Origin of the sequence: Psychrobacter sp. KH172YL61, assembly GCF_007182895.1 — a bacterium.
GTDB lineage: Bacteria > Pseudomonadota > Gammaproteobacteria > Pseudomonadales > Moraxellaceae > Psychrobacter > Psychrobacter pacificensis.
In genome coordinates this window covers 22386-37770 of sequence record NZ_AP019516.1, presented here as the reverse complement: position 1 = coordinate 37770, position 15385 = coordinate 22386, and the positions used below count along the sequence as shown (strand labels likewise).

Here is a 15385-nt window from a genome sequence, read left to right as displayed (position 1 = left end):
CTCTTATTAATCGCAATTATATTATGTAAAAGAATATATTAAAATATTAGACAGACTTTAGCACAAAGAAGGTTTTTGCAAAGCCATAAAAGCGTAGTTTTGCAAAATGGCTACCCAGCTTTAAGAGATAGGCAACACAAGCAGAGCGCAGAAATAGTGATAGAGAATCACAAACATAAATAGCTGACAACAAAAGCAGCACACGGTGTCGTGGCTGCTGATGAATTTAAAATAATAACTTAAACAGTAGTATGGATGCGCATACTAAAGAGGTCAGAGACTAGAACTTGGCGACTTCTTCTGGCGTTAAGAAACGACTGTCGCCTTTCTCTAAGCCGTCTAGATTGATATGACCGATACTGGCGCGGTGCAGCTCCGTCACTCTATTGCCAAAGTAACCCATCATGCGTTTGACTTGATGGTATTTGCCCTGCTCTAGTGTCAGACGGGCGTGTGTCTCATCGATGAACTCGAGCGTAGCAGGTTTGGTCGGCTCATAGTCGCCTTCTAATAAGATGCCTTCAGCGACTTTTTTTCACCGCTTTTTTCTTGGGCATCGCTATCCATCGGCGATGCTAGGGTCAGCTCATAGACTTTTGCATGTTCATGCTTAGGACTGGTGACACGGTGTAGCCAGCCGCCATCATCACTCATGAGTAGCGCGCCGGTGGTGTCGACATCGAGACGGCCAGCGATACGCAAGCTGCCCAGCTCTGGTACGGCAATCAGCTCAGTGACAATTGGGTGTTCTTTGGCTTTTAGCGTACACTCAAAGCCTTCAGGCTTGTACAGCAAGATATAGCGATTGCCTGTCGCAACTGACAGCGGCTCGCCTGCCCACATCACCCTCATCGTTGATGACATCGACATGGAGGCCTGGGTCTTTGACCACCCTCATCATTGACGGTGACCTCAGAGGCGTGGAGGATTTTTTTGGACTCTTTGCGTGACAGCTCGGTGGCTTTACTGATAAATTTATCTAAACGCATACTATTTACTACCATCGGTTTTATGATACCAGCCCTAAATCAGAAACTAACGACACCAGCACTCAGCCATGAGCGTCTCGTTATCTTCGATGGTTAGAAATGGTACTATAATGAAAAATAAAATGAATACTGCGGCCAATATGGACGACAGTGACAGTTAGCTAAGTTTACCATATCCAACCTAAGCCTGATGAAATATGAGCTATCAAACCCTAAAACGCGCCGTCACCGCGCGCCTAGAAATTAAGAAATCTGAGTTTATTGCTTACGCGTATCCGGTGATCTCGCGTGAAGAGGCCATGTTTCACGTGGAACAACTGCGCGAACAATATCCAGATGCACGGCATTTTTGTTGGGGCTACATCATTGGTGACCCTGACAATACGACCAGCGCAGGTTTCGATGATGACGGCGAGCCAAGCGGCACCGCAGGCAGACCAATATTAAATGTCTTGCAGCACAAGTCCATCGGCAATGTGATCATTATCGTGGTGCGGTATTTCGGTGGTATCAAGCTGGGCGCTGGTGGTCTGACGCGCGCTTATGCAGGCGCGGCCCAAGCCGCGGTCGATGAGATGACATTGAACCCGTATGTACCCATGACACAGATTCAGATACTCGCAGAGTTTGCGACCGAGGCACAATGCCGCTATATGATAGAGAGCTTGGGCGGTCATATTGATGATGTCGCCTATAGCAAACAAGTCACGCTGACCGCAACACTGGCACAGGCAGATATCGAGAGTCTAAAAGAGCGGCTGGCGATGGATGGTCGTGTATTGGATCAGCCAGAAGTCTAAAAAACCTGATTAACCTTTCTCATTAGCCGCTTAAACATAGTAGAACCTCAATAAAATTGATACAGCATAGAAAACGCACTCGATTAAATGCTACTTTTCTTGCTTGCTGTGACTGCGTCTCTAGAGGCTGCGAAAAATAGCGTTTAATCTTGCTATACCATTTTTATAACGGTTTTACTATAGTTGTATTCAGTCGCCATTTATTAGCTTGTCAGCCATTTCAGTAATCATGCGTTCACTGAAAATTATTGGATTTCGTCAGTGCTGGCGTTATGATAAAAAACCTCACCACGCTACTTTTTTTGCTTTTCCACGATCATTAAATAAGACCAAAATATGTCAACCTCAACCAAACCCTTTTCTCCAGCGCCTTTTAAGCCGCCCTTTTGGCTGACCAATCCACACTTGCAAAGCATCTTGCCCAAGTTCTTTGCGCCAAAAGCACCAACTTATCGCCGCGAAGTCGAAAAAGACTCTTTGGACGAAAGCGATATTGCTTACGATTTTTATGATGCGCATCCTATAGAACATTCAGAAAATGGTGAACTTGAACAAACGCCATTAATCGTTTTGTTCCACGGTATGGAAGGCAGTAGCGATAGCCATTATGCCCGCGCTCTGGCTTATCAGATGTACGCGCAAGGCTGGCACTTTGTGGTCGCCCATTTCCGCAGTTGTGGTGGTATTCCAGCTAGTGGACGGGTGTTTTATAATGCAGGTGATACGGGCGAAGTGCACTACATGCTGCAAAACCTAAGCGAAAAATACGCCAATATCTATGCAGTCGGTGTCTCTTTAGGTGGCAATGCACTGGCAAAATATATGGGCGAATACGAAGACAAGGTTCTTTGTAAAGGTGCCGTAGTTATCTCCGCCCCTGTTGATATGTCATCAGCGGCGCTTAGTATGCATAGCTTTTAAGTCATCGTATTTATACGCCTTATTTGCTCAACCCAATTATCAAAAAAGCCTTAGCCAATGACATTACTCAAGAGGAGATCGACTCGATCAAAGCGGTCAATCGCATCAGTGACTTTGATGATATCTTTACCGCGCCGCGTCATGGCTACCGCTCTAACAACCACTACTATCAAGCCTCGTCCGCCCTTCCCTATTTGATCAAAGTGACCAAGCCTTTATTACTCATCAGTGCAAAGGACGATCCGTTTATTGGCTTTACCGCGACACCAAACGATGTCTCTGATAGCGTCACTATCTTAGATACTGAGCACGGTGGACATATCGGCTATTTGCGTTATCGCTCAGATAAAGGTCGAGCAAAAATAATACTAATGGCAAATCTTCAAAATTTGATATTAACTGGATACCCGAAACGGTGAGTGCGTACTTCAATTGGATTGGGGTCGAGTCACGTAAAAAATAGGCCTAAGTAGCCCTGACAATAGCTCCTAATTTAACGATTTTTAATACTGTCCTTTAAACCTTCGAGACGACTTTATGTACCCATTTATCCGTTATGCCAGCACCATCGCTCATGCCGCCTTAAAAGCAAAAAAGGGCGATACCTTGACCCTAAAAGAAACCAGCGAGATCCAGTTTCGCTGTCGCCTGACGGATATCGATAACTTCTTGGAGATGAATAACGGTCGCGTATTCACGCTGTATGATTTGGGGCGTATGGACTTTGCGGTGCGTAGCGGACTTGGCACGCAGCTGCTAAAACAGCGTTGGGGTCTGGTCATCGCTGGCAGTACCATCCAATATCGCAAGCGTATTCGTGCGTTTGAAAAGGTCACGCTAAAAACCAAAATCGTCGGTATCGATGCGCGTTGGCTCTATATTGAACAATCCATGTGGGTCAAGGGCAAACCTTGCTCATCTGCGCTACTGCGTACGGGCGTGACCAAAGGCGGTCGGGTGATTGACACGGCACAAGTACTGGCAGTATTGGGACAATCTGATTGGGATATGCCGCCAACCGGCTATGTCGCCGAATGGATAGAGAGCGATCGTGATCGTCCATGGCCACCGCAGTACTAGGATTGAGTAAGGATACTTATGAAATTTCGATATGCACGGCACACCAATAATTTGGGCACCCTTATTGATTTTTATCAGAATATTATTGGACTGGAAAAGCTGGGCGGCTTCAAAGATCATAATGGTTACGATGGTGTTTTTTTAGGATTTCCCGATCAGGGATTAGCATATGGAGTTTACCTATTCCGCTGATAAAGCAAACCATCATCCCTGACAAGGACAATTTGATCGTATTTTACTTAGTTAGATAGTGAAGAGGAAATCCAAGCCATTATAGAGAGAACGAAACAGGCAGAGATACTAGCAGTTACCTCACAAAATCTTTATTGGAATGAAAACGGTATTGAGCTGACTGATCCAGACGGGTTCGGCATCATACTAACGATAAATTTGTTGAAATAGAGAACTAGATTCAGTCTGTTTAGGGCGTATCATTGGAATTTGCTGATTAGCGGTGATGATGTGGTTGGGCTGCTGAGTTATAAAAATGGGTCAGTTTTCTTAGCTATCTTTTCTCATTTCATGTGTTTCTAGTAGATATATAGCTAAGGTAGATGATGCTCCAACTGCTAACTTAGCGTGCCTAGGTTGTAGACCTTTGAAATCACTATCTTTGCCATGACCACTACCATATTCGTTTCTAACCTCTGCAATGCCTTGGACAACAGCAGACAAGCTACCTAGAATCTGTCGTATCGAACTCGCTGCTTTTGCTTCATTAGATATATTGTCAGGCGTAATTTTGAGCAGCTTAGTGGTTTCTTTCATTAATTTAGATAAGTCCCAGTTTTTATTGTATTCTTCTTGCCTACTTTTAAAGATTGATTTACAAGCAGTTTCAATCAACTCTTTCGCTACTCCTATCGCTTGATAAGGTGAAGTTTCAATTGATGATTCCATTAAGTTAATCTGCTGAGAAACGTACTCAGCGTTAAAAATAACTTTGATTTCATTACTTTTTCTTTCGATCGATGTTTTTCCTGTAAACTTCATTTTTCCACTAAAAACTGGTCTACCAGATATTTTGGTTGTTTCAACAATCTCGAACTCATCATGATACAAATTATCGTTGAGTACCTTTGTTATTCTTTCAACTTCCTTTTGATCAGTTCTTACCATTGGATGTATCATCAGACAGAGAAAGTTCAAAAGAGAGGCGTCATCGCAATTTAGCAAGTTAAATCTTGCATCACTGAATACCCAATCATCCTCCCAGTCATAATTATTAATTCTGTGTTGCCATATATCACCTGCGGCATTTTCGTATCTAGAATCTGTAGAAGGCATGCTCTCTAAATCATAAATTCTAGATAAAAACTCTGTTTCATTTAGCTTTCCTGCCCACCAAATCTCTTCTATTTTTAAGATATCAAATATATTGCGTCGAGTAATTTGAGATATTTTATTCATTATTTATTTCAACTTTCTTTGGCTAGACATTTAGTAATATCAAGTATATGCATTAATAAGCTTTAACTACAGTTTTATAGTCAACTATTTTAACTACGAATTTATAGCCAAAACCCACCACCCTATTCAGCAACTAAATAAACACTATCCAACACGCGCACCGCCTACCTCTGTTACAGTAAGTCATGCAAATATCCTAATAAAAGGAGCCATTCATGAGCTTACTCAATACACTTAACCTCACCTATCCGATTATCCAAGCGCCAATGGCAGGCGGTGCCACCACCCTAAGCTGATTGCGAGTGTCAGTAACTTTGGTGGACTGGTTCATTAGGCGCTGGCATGACCGCGCCAGACGTTTTGAATAGCCAAATCGATACGATTAAGACCCTGACCGACCGTCCTTTTATGGTCAATCTGATGGTGCTATCTGAGCAGGAGTCGAGCAGCTTTGACACCGCCATGCCGAATTGGCTGAGTAATTATTACCAAGAGCAGAATATAGAATTTACGCTACCCACGCGTCCAGCACAGAGCTTTGCTGAGCAGTTGCAAGTCCTCTATGACAACCCTGTGCCTGTCGCCAGTTTTACTTTTGGTATTATCCGTGCCGAGCAAGTTCAGCGTCTGCAACGTGTCGGTACGCGCGTCATCGGTACGGCAAACCATCCACTGGAAGCGAAAGCATGGAGTGATATTGGGGCAGACGCAGTTTGTGTACAAGGCGTAGAAGCTGGCGGTCATCGCGGTGGCTGGTTGCCACAAAGTGAAACTGATCCTCTAGGATTATTGACGCTGATTAGCCAAACGCACGCTTGCACAGATATTCCGTTGATTGCCGCAGGTGGCATTATGACGGGACAGGATATCAAGGCAGTACAAGCGGCAGGCGCTGAGCTTGTGCAAATGGGAACGGCGTTTTGACCACAGATCAATGCGGTATTAATGATACGTATAAACAAGCGCTTATTGATGCCAGTCAAGGGTTACGCAGTACTGAGACGCGCTTAACCAGATTGTTCTCAGGCAAGCTTGCACGTGGATTATTAAACAACTATTTGCGTGATTTTGCTCAGTTTGAGTGTGCAGATGCGCTACCGCCTTATCCACAATTAAACGCCATGACCAAGTTTATGCGAGCGGATGCGGCCAAGCGTTTGGACGCCGAGCATCTGTCGTTATGGGCAGGGCAAGGCGTCACGTTAGTCAAAAACGAAAGTACAGACGCCTTACTGACACGATTAATAAAAGGTTTGTGAATTACTGACCCTTCAGCGTTGCACGAAACCCTTTATAATCCTCCGCCGTTTGCTCTACCGCCTCTATCATCGGCACGTGACCGATATCTTCCATCATAATGACTTGCGCTTGCGGGATGATGTCTTTGATCACATTGACCGTTTCAGGTTTGATGACTTGATCTTTATCACCCCAAACCACGAGCGTTGGAATATGATAGTTCGCGATGATTTGAGCGCGCTCCTCGACATTATCAGTGACGATTTGCTCAAGGATTTTGGCGTCCAACTCCTTGTTATTGATACGCTCTTGCGCGAATACCGCTTTGACTGACTTGGGCAAATAAGGCGGCTTATACATGACAAAATCGTACATCTTATAGAAGTCCTCTTTGCTATTGATCAGCAATGGGTTGTTCTCAAGGGTTGCGCCCTCAAGCGATTTTGGCACGCCTGCTGACCAAAACCCTGCGCTATCGACAAGCCACAGACTCTTGACGTCTTTTGGGTACTTTGCAGCATACGCGACACTGATCGCGCCGCCCATCGAGTTACCGCCGATGTGAATATTGCCTGCCAATCCTTTAGCTTGCAACAGCTCATGTAAGCGCATGGCCTGTGCCTGTGAGCGATAGTCTGCGCTCATAGGTTTGCTCGACTCACCAAAACCCAGCAGATCAGGAATGATCAGATGATAGTTCTCTAACTCGTCAGCGATACGGGTGAAGTTGTCCTTATTACCGCCAAAACCGTGAATGAGAAGTAGTGGCTCGGCGGTGAGATTGTTATTTTCGGCATAAACTAACTTGTCGCCAGAAGTTAGCGTGAATGATTTGACATCCAGATCAGACTTATTGCGCTCATATTGGATAATTTTTTGGGTAGTGTTAATGGCAAGCGTATTGGGCGCTGTGGTACAGCCTACGATAGAGAGACTAAATAGTGCGGCAAGGCCTAAGCGTTTAAATAGCATAAAGACATCCTTGTTTAGAATTAAGGCGGAAACAAAATCTGACTTTGATTTTAGCGCTAAACTTGTGCCTAGATTTTTTAATTTATAACCTTCTAGTCAAACCTTATCTTCTATGTTCATATACAAGACTATCGTTAGCTCTTGTTTACCTTTCTAGCCCAGATAGCTTAAGCATTGTTATTTATAATAGGAGCGCTTTATAGCAGTAGTGGTTATAACTACAACCCTAAGCTCACTATCTATTCTCAATTATAGTCAATCAATATTAAAAGTGGTACAAGGCAGACGAGTGCAAGTACTACAGTAGTAGGCTAAACGAGTCTAACGCTGTAACACTTTAATAGTGGTTCGACTATAAACCCAACTGACACTTATCAAAGCCCAATCAAAGTGGCATAAAAGGATGCACCTTGAGCGACACGAGTACGCCCTCCAGTAAATCGCGTGACCTTACCAAAGGGGCTATCGCCAAAACCATGCTCCTATTTGCCTTGCCAACGACACCATGGAGACGGTTACCGCTGCGCCGTATCATCAAAGTGTACAAAAAGGTTCATGGTAGTAGTTAGATCTGTCCTGAGTTAATAAGGATAAGCGCTAGCAGCACAGTTTATTTACTCTTTGCATTATTCAAGTAAAATCCTTATCCACTAAAAACCTTACCGCAGCGGCGGCATGAATCACTGTAGTATCAAATACAGGGATCAGACTGTCGTCTTGCGTGATCAACAGGCCAACCTCAGTACAGCCTAGTATCACCCCCTCTGCTCCTTGCTCAGCAAGCTTAGTTATGACATCGATATAATATTCGCGTGAGCTGTCTTTGAACTTACCGACGCACAGCTCTTTTTTGATGATACGATGTACCTCTGCCCGCTCGTCCTCGGCAGGTATCAATACTTTTAATCCTGCATCAATCAGACGCTGCTTATAAAAACCCTGCGTCATCGTAAACTGCGTATCCAATAGCGCTATTTTCCTATTTATCGTTTAGTCTTACTTATCATAGATTATCGTAGCAAAAGTTGCTCTCTAGAAGAGCGCATTATCTAGAGATATTGTTTTTCTCAAGATAAAAAGATGGTTATGAATCTATAGCAAACCTGACGATTGATAATAACGATTTTACCAGTCCGTCATCACGGAGTATCATGAGCACTGCTATCACTTGTAGGACAATCGAAACTATGGCCAACTTTCCCACCATCAGAATACGCACCCGCCGCAAATACTATCGCCTGATCTTTACCGGTCTTATGGCGATGATGATGTCACTCATCATTTCAACCGTATTATTGCTTATAAAGGTGGGCTATATTGACGGTTTTACCGAGCTGATGCACTCGTGGGGATTGGCCTTTATCGTGGCGTGGCCCAGCGCGTATTTTTGTGCTTATATGGTGCAGGAGCACATCCTTAGTCGCATTGAGTTTTATTAAGTCCCTATTTTATTAAGCCTCTATATAGTCAATCTCTTTCCATATAGCGCCGTGTCATTGACGTCTCAAGCACTATGTCTGTACATGATCAGTATGGCGACTGCTCATCTTTATCAAATGCAGCAATCAATATCTATGCTGTCAAGACAATGCCTGAGCATTTAATCCACCTGAAACAAAACCATACATAATGTTATCATCTATTTACTAGACGACCAGTCTATTGTTATCTATAGTATGACTCATACTGATTATATTTAAACCAGATCACACAGTACGATAGCTACACCATAACCATAATGTGATGGTCTGGGTCCCACACACATAACAACAAATAATTGATTAAGGATGATTTATGCGCGTTGCTACTTATGATCACTTTGGCAAACCTTCCGACGTACTGAGCGTGGGCGAGCGTCCTATGCCGCAGCCTGCTGCCAACGAAGTCCGTATCAAAACCATCTTTTCCCCCATTCATAACCACGACATGCTAACGGTCAGCGGGCAATACGGCTACAAGCCAGAAATGCCAGCGGTTGGCGGTAGTGAAGCGTTAGGAATTATTGATGCGGTCGGTGATGAGGTCACAGACTTAAGCATCGGTCAGCGCGTGGCCTGTGCCAGTGTGCACGAAACGTGGGCAGAGTATTTTGTCGCCCCTGCCAATATGGTATTTGTCATCCCTAATAGCATCGAAGACGAACTGGCCGCGCAGCTGATTGCTATGCCATTATCCGCCTTGATGCTGCTTGAATTCCTAGAAGTAGATAGTGGACAATGGATCATCCATAATGCGGCTAATGGTGCTGTTGGTAAAACACTAGCCATGCTGGCAGCGGCACGCGGTGTGAACACCATTAATCTCGTGCGTAGCAAAGACTCGTTAGAAGAGCTGACCGCGCTAGATATCAAAAACAATGTCGTCACCGCTGATGATGACTGGCAAGACCAAGTCCGCGCTATCATCGGTAAGGACAAGATCACCGCTGCTGTGGACTCCGTCGGTGGCGAATCAAGCAATGAGCTGCTATCGTTACTCGGTAGCAACGGCACGTTGGTCTCGTTTGGTATTATGTCAGGTAAACCAATGCAACTAGACGCTGGCAGCCTGATCTTTAAGCAAGCTATCGTCAAAGGCTTCTGGGGCAGCAAAACCAGCCAAGAAATGGATCTGGACAACAAACAGCGTCTGATTGATGAACTACTAGAGCGCGCGACCAACGGCAATCTAAAATTACCAATTGAAGCGGTTTATGGGCTTGATGAGATTACCAAAGCCGCCTCAGGTGATGTGCAATCTGGCAAAAAAGGTAAGGTACTATTAAAACCTTAGTATAGTCAATCCTAAATAAAACAGATACATTATATATCGAGGTGGAACTGGTCTAAATTTTCCTTGCGTGCTGTGCCTACGCAGACAGAGGCTGCGAAAAATTTATCCCAGTCCCACTGTATCGTTTTTATACTGAATTCACTATATCTTTAAAGTACTGTCAAAACTATAATTTACACACTAACCTTTCAATGACTATTATCATCAGAGGTAGCATAAAATAAGAAGAAGCCCGTTTGTATTTATCCTGAAGTACAGTGGGATTTTTTTGCTTTAGTGACTTTGTAGTCATGAGATAATGAAGCATGCGATAGTTAAGCCATGACTCATGAACATAAACAATAAAACGTAATAGGGATATCACTATGTCAAACGAGAAAACATTTAAAGCCTTAGTCGTTGAAGAAACTAACGACGGCGAATTCAAAAAAAGCATTCAAGAGCGCAAAGTCAGTGACTTACCAGAGAATGACTTGCTCATCGAAGTGAATTATTCATCATTGAACTACAAAGATGCCATGTCAGCCACGGGCAATAAAAGAATCACCAGAAACTATCCGCATACCCCTGGTATTGACGCGGCTGGTGTCGTCGTCAGTGACAAATCAGGCACGTTTAGCGCAGGGCAAGAAGTATTGGTATTCGGCTATGATCTCGGCATGGACACCGCAGGCGGGCTTGGCCAGATAATCTCGATACCCGCTGATTGGGCGATAGAATGTCCAAAATCATTAACATTAAAAGAAGCAATGATTTATGGTACTGGCGGCCTAACCGCAGCCTTAAGCGTGCAAAAGCTTGAGAAAATGGGCGCAAAACCTGAAGACGGACCAGTCGCCGTCACGGGCGCAACGGGCGGCGTCGGTAGTATCAGTATCGCTATATTAAGTCAATTGGGCTACGAGGTTATCGCCTTCTCAGGTAAGCCTGAACAAAGCGATTATCTAAAAGATCTTGGCGCAAGCGAAGTCCGTCATCGCGATACGATCAATGAAATCGGTAGCAAACCTATCGGCCGTGAGCTGTGGGCCAATGCCATTGATACGCTCGGTGGCGATTATCTAGCTAATTTGCTCAAGCAAACCAAAGCGGGCGGCGCAGTGACCAGTTGCGGCCTAGCGGGCGGTGCGGAGTTTTCGATGACGGTCATGCCATTTATCACCAGAGCAGTGTCATTATTGGGTATCGACTCGGTACTTATCCCACTTGAGGACAAAAAAGCGATTTGGCAGCGCGTTTCAACCGATATGAAATTGCCTGACCTTGAGGGTTATGCTGAAGAAATTACCCTTGAGCAAACGCCTGAATACTTAGATCGCTTTATTTCGAGTAAGGTGGTTGGGCGTTATGTGGTGAATGTTCGGGGTTAGGGTTTTGATAACTCGTCTATTTTTATACACAAACACCCACTCAAGCAGTGGGTGTTCTTATTATTGTATAAACTACTTCAATTCTTGAATTCCAACTGACTTTAAATAATTCCAAGTGCCATCGTAATACTCTTTAGGTCTTGTATGATCAAGAGTATCACCTCTTGGTATATAAATAATCATACCTTGTCTAGCTCTAGTGAGTAATACGCGATAGGTGTTTTTTAAATATTCCTTGGTTATCTCTTGACCAATGATTTGCCATTTAGTGCCTTTAAAGTTTAAATACTGCCAGCTACCATCCTTTAAATGAAAATTACCACCCCAAGCCACACATGCCCAATCGATTTCTAGACCTTGTATATCAAACTCTGTCGCTACCTCTTCTAAAAAGTAAGAGGAACGAATATCCCTACTACCATTTAAAAACCAGCTAGGTGCTGAAATAGTATTTTTAACGTCTATACCCAAAGGTCTTAATCTTTTGGCACCAGATGAACTAATCAACCCGATTCTCTCGCTTCCTTTTGCTTGATCTCGTAACCATTTTTTAGCAGCGTCAATATCTCTTGTAATGAAAATAGGATAATCCGTTTTAATCTGTGCATAAATATTTTTAGCGGCATTATAATTTAAGTCTAAAAGCTCGTGAATAAAATAAGATAGCTTCTCAGACCGGAATGATCTAACTGATACAGCCAGATGTAATTCGGACTCACTATGACCATTCTCTATCAACCAGTTCTTAGCACTTTGAGACTTAACATAGTTGTCGCTATCAAGAATTTGTTCAGAGTAGTAAATATCCCAATTTGAAAATTTCTTGCCTAGAGAATTTATCCATTCTTCTAATCCGGCTTCACCAGTATTAATTTCTTGGCCACCTCCGATCAAGCATACAATGGTACACCATTCATTATGTCTATTCATAACGTCAATTAAGAACTCAGGTTCTGACATATTAAAGTTTTCAAGACCCTTTTTTCTTTTCATAAAAGAGCTGGCTTGTGCTTGAGTCCAGGCTCTTTGTGCTTCATCGAAAACAACTACTTTCTCAGTTGGCGCTTTTACAGATTTCAGATTATCATCTCGAAAGTGATGAATATTTTGTATAAACGCATTCGCTTTTATAGCAGCTTGTTTTTTAGTCAGCTTGTCGTCTGTCTGTTTAGATATATCTACAGCATCTCTAGTCAAAGCTTCTCGCAATACCTCAACTAAAGGACTGTTACCAGAAAGAAAAACAGCATGCTCATCTTCATCAGCTTTCATTCTTTGAACGGCAATATTCAAACCAGCCAAGGTTTTCCCAGCACCAGGTACACCGGTAACAAAGCAAATAGATTTCTTTTCATTGTGCTTTGATTCTTCAATAATTCGATTCAGTTGATCTGTCGTTTTACTGAGATTGATAGCACCTGAGTCTGATCGCGTGATTTCTTTGACATTATGACCTTTATATAGTGCCTGAGCAGCCTCAACTATCGTCGGAGTAGGTTTATAAATTGAGTTTTCCCAACGTAGTACATCGACAGCTGAAGTATCCTCATTGATAAAACGGCTAAGCGTTTGAGTTAAATCATATTGGTTTGTTTTAGCAACATCTTGATGATTTATAATAGTTATATTGTCTTCAACAAAGATAGACGTTTTAGCCTCTGTTACAACCAAAATGGGTACTAATTTAGCATGATGACTGCCTTCATGAAAATTCTTTAGATCAATGGTATAGTCAATAGTTTGTTCTATAGCATGTTTTGAATAACCTCCGTCGCTAACCTTAAACTCGACGATAAAGATGACATTATTTATAATAATTATATTATCTACTCTTTTACCCATCCTAGGTATGGCAAATTCAAAATAGATTTGCCCTTCAAATGAAGCAAGCTGGTCTTTTAAAATTTTAATTTGTTTTCGCCACGCAGTGACCTGTAATTCTTCAAGTGTTCTATTGCTATGATTTGCTGTTAATTGACCTAGAATGCTATCTTCGGAATTCAATAAAAACTCTTGAATTGAGTTTGAGTAGTAGGCGCGTTGCACAGAATATCCTTATCTTAGTTATCGTCTAAGTTCAATGATGCATTTATAAAAAAAGAACGCAACCATCAAGGCTACGTTCTTTTCTTTTTAAGTACTAAATAAACCCTACTCCCATTCAATAGTAGCAGGCGGCTTACTCGACACATCATAAGTCACGCGCGACACGTCTTTGATTTCGTTCATGATGCGGTTGGATACCGTTTCAATCAAATCATACGGCAGATGCGCAAAGCGGGCGGTCATAAAGTCCACGGTCTCAACTGCACGTAGCGCGATTACCCACGCATAACGGCGGCCATCACCGACCACGCCAACTGATTTGATTGGCTGGAATACCGCAAAGGCCTGCGCGGTTTTGTCATACCAGCCCGAACGCTCCAGCTCCTGCATAAAGATCGCATCGGCAAGGCGCAGGATATCAGCATATTCTTTTTCACTTCGCCCAAGATACGCACGCCTAGACCTGGACCTGGGAACGGATGACGGTAAATCATCTTCTCTGGTAGACCAAGGGTGATACCAAGTTTACGCACTTCATCTTTAAATAGATCGCGTAACGGCTCAACCAATTCAAACGCCAAGTCATCTGGCAAACCGCCAACGTTATGATGGCTCTTAATGACGTGTGCTTTACCTTGATGTGACTTAGCAGATTCGATCACGTCTGGGTAAATCGTACCCTGTGCTAAGAACTCAACAACTTTACCATCGCTCTGCTCGCTCACTTGACGCGCACTATCAGCGAATACGTCGATGAAGGTTTTACCAATGATTTTACGCTTTTTCTCTGGGTCGCTCTCGCCAGCCAGCGCGGTTAAGAAGCGCTCTTCGGCATCGACGCGGACGACTTTGACGCCCATGTTTTCTGCAAAAACTTGCATGACCTGATCGCCTTCATGCAGACGCAAGAGACCATTATCCACAAACACACAAGTCAGCTGATCGCCAATGGCTTTGTGCAGTAGTGCTGCAACGACTGAGCTGTCCACGCCGCCCGATAGTCCGAGCAATACTTGCTTGTCACCGATTTGCTCTTTGAGCTGTGCAATACGCATATCAGCGATATTGTCTGGCGTCCACTCACCAGCACAATCGCAAATCTGATGGACAAAACGACCTAGCAGCGCTTGACCTTGTAGGGTGTGCGTCACTTCTGGGTGGAACTGTAGACCGTAGTATTTCTTGTCATCATTAGCCATAATCGCAATCGGGCAGCTTGGCGTACTAGCAACGATGTCAAAGCCTTCAGGCGCTTTGATGACTTTATCACCATGACTCATCCAAACGTTTAGCTTGGCAGCCGCGCCGTCAGTCTTGCTGTCTTCGATACCGTCAGTCAGCTGCGAGTGACCATTTACTTCGATGGTCGCCGCACCAAACTCATGAATATCACTGGCATGAACTTGCCCGCCGAAGCGATCTGCCATCGCCTGCATACCGTAGCAAATGCCAAGTACTGGTACACCGAGCTCAAACACCGCGTCATTGATACGCGGGCTATTGTCCGCATGCACTCTCAGGGCCACCCGATAAGATGACGCCTTTTGCGCCAAAATCGATGATACGCTGAGTGTCGATGTCATAAGGGAACATCTCACAAAATACCCCAGAATCGCGCACACGGCGGGCGATTAACTGACTGTATTGCGAGCCAAAATCGAGGATTAAAATGCGGTCTTGCTTGATAGTTGGCGTCGATGATGCGGTCGTCATAAGGTGAGTATCCATCAATAAAAATTGGTGCCCTATTTTAACAAGTTTAGCGCCATGAATGGCGGTTGATATG

At 43.8% G+C, this 15385-nt stretch carries 14 protein-coding genes and 3 pseudogenes; 11 read left to right on the top strand and 6 right to left on the bottom strand.

Annotated features, from left to right (window positions below):
• Positions 1–280: 280 nt before the first annotated feature.
• Positions 281–989, bottom strand: a pseudogene (locus PKHYL_RS00190) (pseudouridine synthase).
• A gap of 197 nt (positions 990–1186) precedes the next feature.
• Here PKHYL_RS00190 and PKHYL_RS00185 point away from each other — a divergent pair.
• The 6 genes from PKHYL_RS00185 (at position 1187) to PKHYL_RS18410 (ending at position 4192) form a co-directional block, all read left to right on the top strand.
• A complete protein-coding gene (locus PKHYL_RS00185) occupies positions 1187–1789 on the top strand; it encodes a YigZ family protein (RefSeq protein WP_071002640.1) in 603 nt (200 codons plus the stop codon).
• A gap of 336 nt (positions 1790–2125) precedes the next feature.
• Positions 2126–2710 (top strand): YheT family hydrolase, encoded by a 585-nt coding sequence (locus PKHYL_RS18425; RefSeq protein WP_442966102.1) that lies wholly within the window; start codon positions 2126–2128, stop codon positions 2708–2710.
• 23 nt (positions 2711–2733) lie between these two features.
• Positions 2734–3129, top strand: coding sequence for a hypothetical protein (locus PKHYL_RS18420; RefSeq protein ID WP_442966101.1), 396 nt, complete (start codon positions 2734–2736; stop codon positions 3127–3129).
• Positions 3130–3247: 118 nt separating this feature from the next.
• A complete protein-coding gene (locus PKHYL_RS00175; protein WP_071002642.1) occupies positions 3248–3790 on the top strand; it encodes an acyl-CoA thioesterase in 543 nt (180 codons plus the stop codon).
• An 18-nt stretch (positions 3791–3808) separates the two neighbouring features.
• Positions 3809–3982, top strand: coding sequence for a hypothetical protein (locus PKHYL_RS18415; RefSeq protein WP_442966100.1), 174 nt, complete (start codon positions 3809–3811; stop codon positions 3980–3982).
• A 69-nt stretch (positions 3983–4051) separates the two neighbouring features.
• Complete coding sequence (locus PKHYL_RS18410; RefSeq protein WP_442966170.1) at positions 4052–4192, top strand: hypothetical protein; 141 nt, start codon at positions 4052–4054, stop codon at positions 4190–4192.
• 99 nt (positions 4193–4291) lie between these two features.
• Here the strand turns inward: PKHYL_RS18410 and PKHYL_RS00170 are convergent, their stop codons facing one another.
• On the bottom strand, positions 4292–5200 hold the full coding sequence (locus PKHYL_RS00170; RefSeq protein ID WP_071002643.1) for an abortive infection family protein: 909 nt from the start codon (positions 5198–5200) through the stop codon (positions 4292–4294).
• A gap of 342 nt (positions 5201–5542) precedes the next feature.
• On the opposite strand from PKHYL_RS00170, the pseudogene PKHYL_RS18405 reads away from it, so the two are divergent.
• A pseudogene (locus PKHYL_RS18405) lies at positions 5543–6459 on the top strand (NAD(P)H-dependent flavin oxidoreductase).
• 1 nt (position 6460) lies between these two features.
• Here PKHYL_RS18405 and PKHYL_RS00155 read toward each other — a convergent pair.
• On the bottom strand, positions 6461–7411 hold the full coding sequence (locus PKHYL_RS00155; RefSeq protein WP_071002645.1) for an alpha/beta hydrolase: 951 nt from the start codon (positions 7409–7411) through the stop codon (positions 6461–6463).
• Positions 7412–7821: 410 nt separating this feature from the next.
• Between PKHYL_RS00155 and PKHYL_RS00150 the strand changes: the two genes are divergently transcribed.
• The gene (locus PKHYL_RS00150; RefSeq protein WP_156770986.1) at positions 7822–7980 is read left to right on the top strand and encodes a hypothetical protein; all 159 of its coding nucleotides are present in this window, start codon (positions 7822–7824) and stop codon (positions 7978–7980) included.
• A gap of 61 nt (positions 7981–8041) precedes the next feature.
• On the opposite strand, the gene PKHYL_RS00145 is transcribed toward PKHYL_RS00150, so the two are convergent.
• A complete protein-coding gene (locus PKHYL_RS00145; RefSeq protein ID WP_240365707.1) occupies positions 8042–8377 on the bottom strand; it encodes an aspartate/glutamate racemase family protein in 336 nt (111 codons plus the stop codon).
• Positions 8378–8598: 221 nt separating this feature from the next.
• Between PKHYL_RS00145 and PKHYL_RS00140 the strand changes: the two genes are divergently transcribed.
• From PKHYL_RS00140 to PKHYL_RS00130, 3 genes are all read left to right on the top strand, one after another.
• Complete coding sequence (locus tag PKHYL_RS00140) at positions 8599–8850, top strand: DUF2798 domain-containing protein (RefSeq protein ID WP_240365706.1); 252 nt, start codon at positions 8599–8601, stop codon at positions 8848–8850.
• A gap of 355 nt (positions 8851–9205) precedes the next feature.
• Positions 9206–10183: a zinc-binding dehydrogenase gene (locus PKHYL_RS00135; protein WP_071002647.1), complete on the top strand. Its 978-nt coding sequence runs from the start codon at positions 9206–9208 to the stop codon at positions 10181–10183.
• Positions 10184–10548: 365 nt separating this feature from the next.
• On the top strand, positions 10549–11553 hold the full coding sequence (locus PKHYL_RS00130; protein ID WP_071002648.1) for a YhdH/YhfP family quinone oxidoreductase: 1005 nt from the start codon (positions 10549–10551) through the stop codon (positions 11551–11553).
• 72 nt (positions 11554–11625) lie between these two features.
• Here the strand turns inward: PKHYL_RS00130 and PKHYL_RS00125 are convergent, their stop codons facing one another.
• Both PKHYL_RS00125 and guaA read right to left on the bottom strand, forming a co-directional pair.
• Positions 11626–13599 (bottom strand): DUF2075 domain-containing protein, encoded by a 1974-nt coding sequence (locus PKHYL_RS00125; RefSeq protein WP_071002649.1) that lies wholly within the window; start codon positions 13597–13599, stop codon positions 11626–11628.
• Between the two features lie 105 nt (positions 13600–13704).
• A pseudogene (gene guaA, locus PKHYL_RS00120) lies at positions 13705–15312 on the bottom strand (glutamine-hydrolyzing GMP synthase).
• Positions 15313–15385: the final 73 nt, after the last annotated feature.

Excerpts from the sequence above, each read along its gene's own strand:
- PKHYL_RS00185 (WP_071002640.1), top strand. The coding sequence starts at position 1,187 with ATGAGCTATCAAACCCTAAAACGCGCCGTCACCGCGCGCCTAGAAATT.
- PKHYL_RS18425 (WP_442966102.1), top strand. The coding sequence starts at position 2,126 with ATGTCAACCTCAACCAAACCCTTTTCTCCAGCGCCTTTTAAGCCGCCC.
- PKHYL_RS00175 (WP_071002642.1), top strand. The coding sequence starts at position 3,248 with ATGTACCCATTTATCCGTTATGCCAGCACCATCGCTCATGCCGCCTTA.
- PKHYL_RS18415 (WP_442966100.1), top strand. The coding sequence starts at position 3,809 with ATGAAATTTCGATATGCACGGCACACCAATAATTTGGGCACCCTTATT.
- PKHYL_RS00170 (WP_071002643.1), bottom strand. The coding sequence starts at position 5,200 with ATGAATAAAATATCTCAAATTACTCGACGCAATATATTTGATATCTTA.
- PKHYL_RS00155 (WP_071002645.1), bottom strand. The coding sequence starts at position 7,411 with ATGCTATTTAAACGCTTAGGCCTTGCCGCACTATTTAGTCTCTCTATC.
- PKHYL_RS00140 (WP_240365706.1), top strand. The coding sequence starts at position 8,599 with ATGGCCAACTTTCCCACCATCAGAATACGCACCCGCCGCAAATACTAT.
- PKHYL_RS00135 (WP_071002647.1), top strand. The coding sequence starts at position 9,206 with ATGCGCGTTGCTACTTATGATCACTTTGGCAAACCTTCCGACGTACTG.
- PKHYL_RS00130 (WP_071002648.1), top strand. The coding sequence starts at position 10,549 with ATGTCAAACGAGAAAACATTTAAAGCCTTAGTCGTTGAAGAAACTAAC.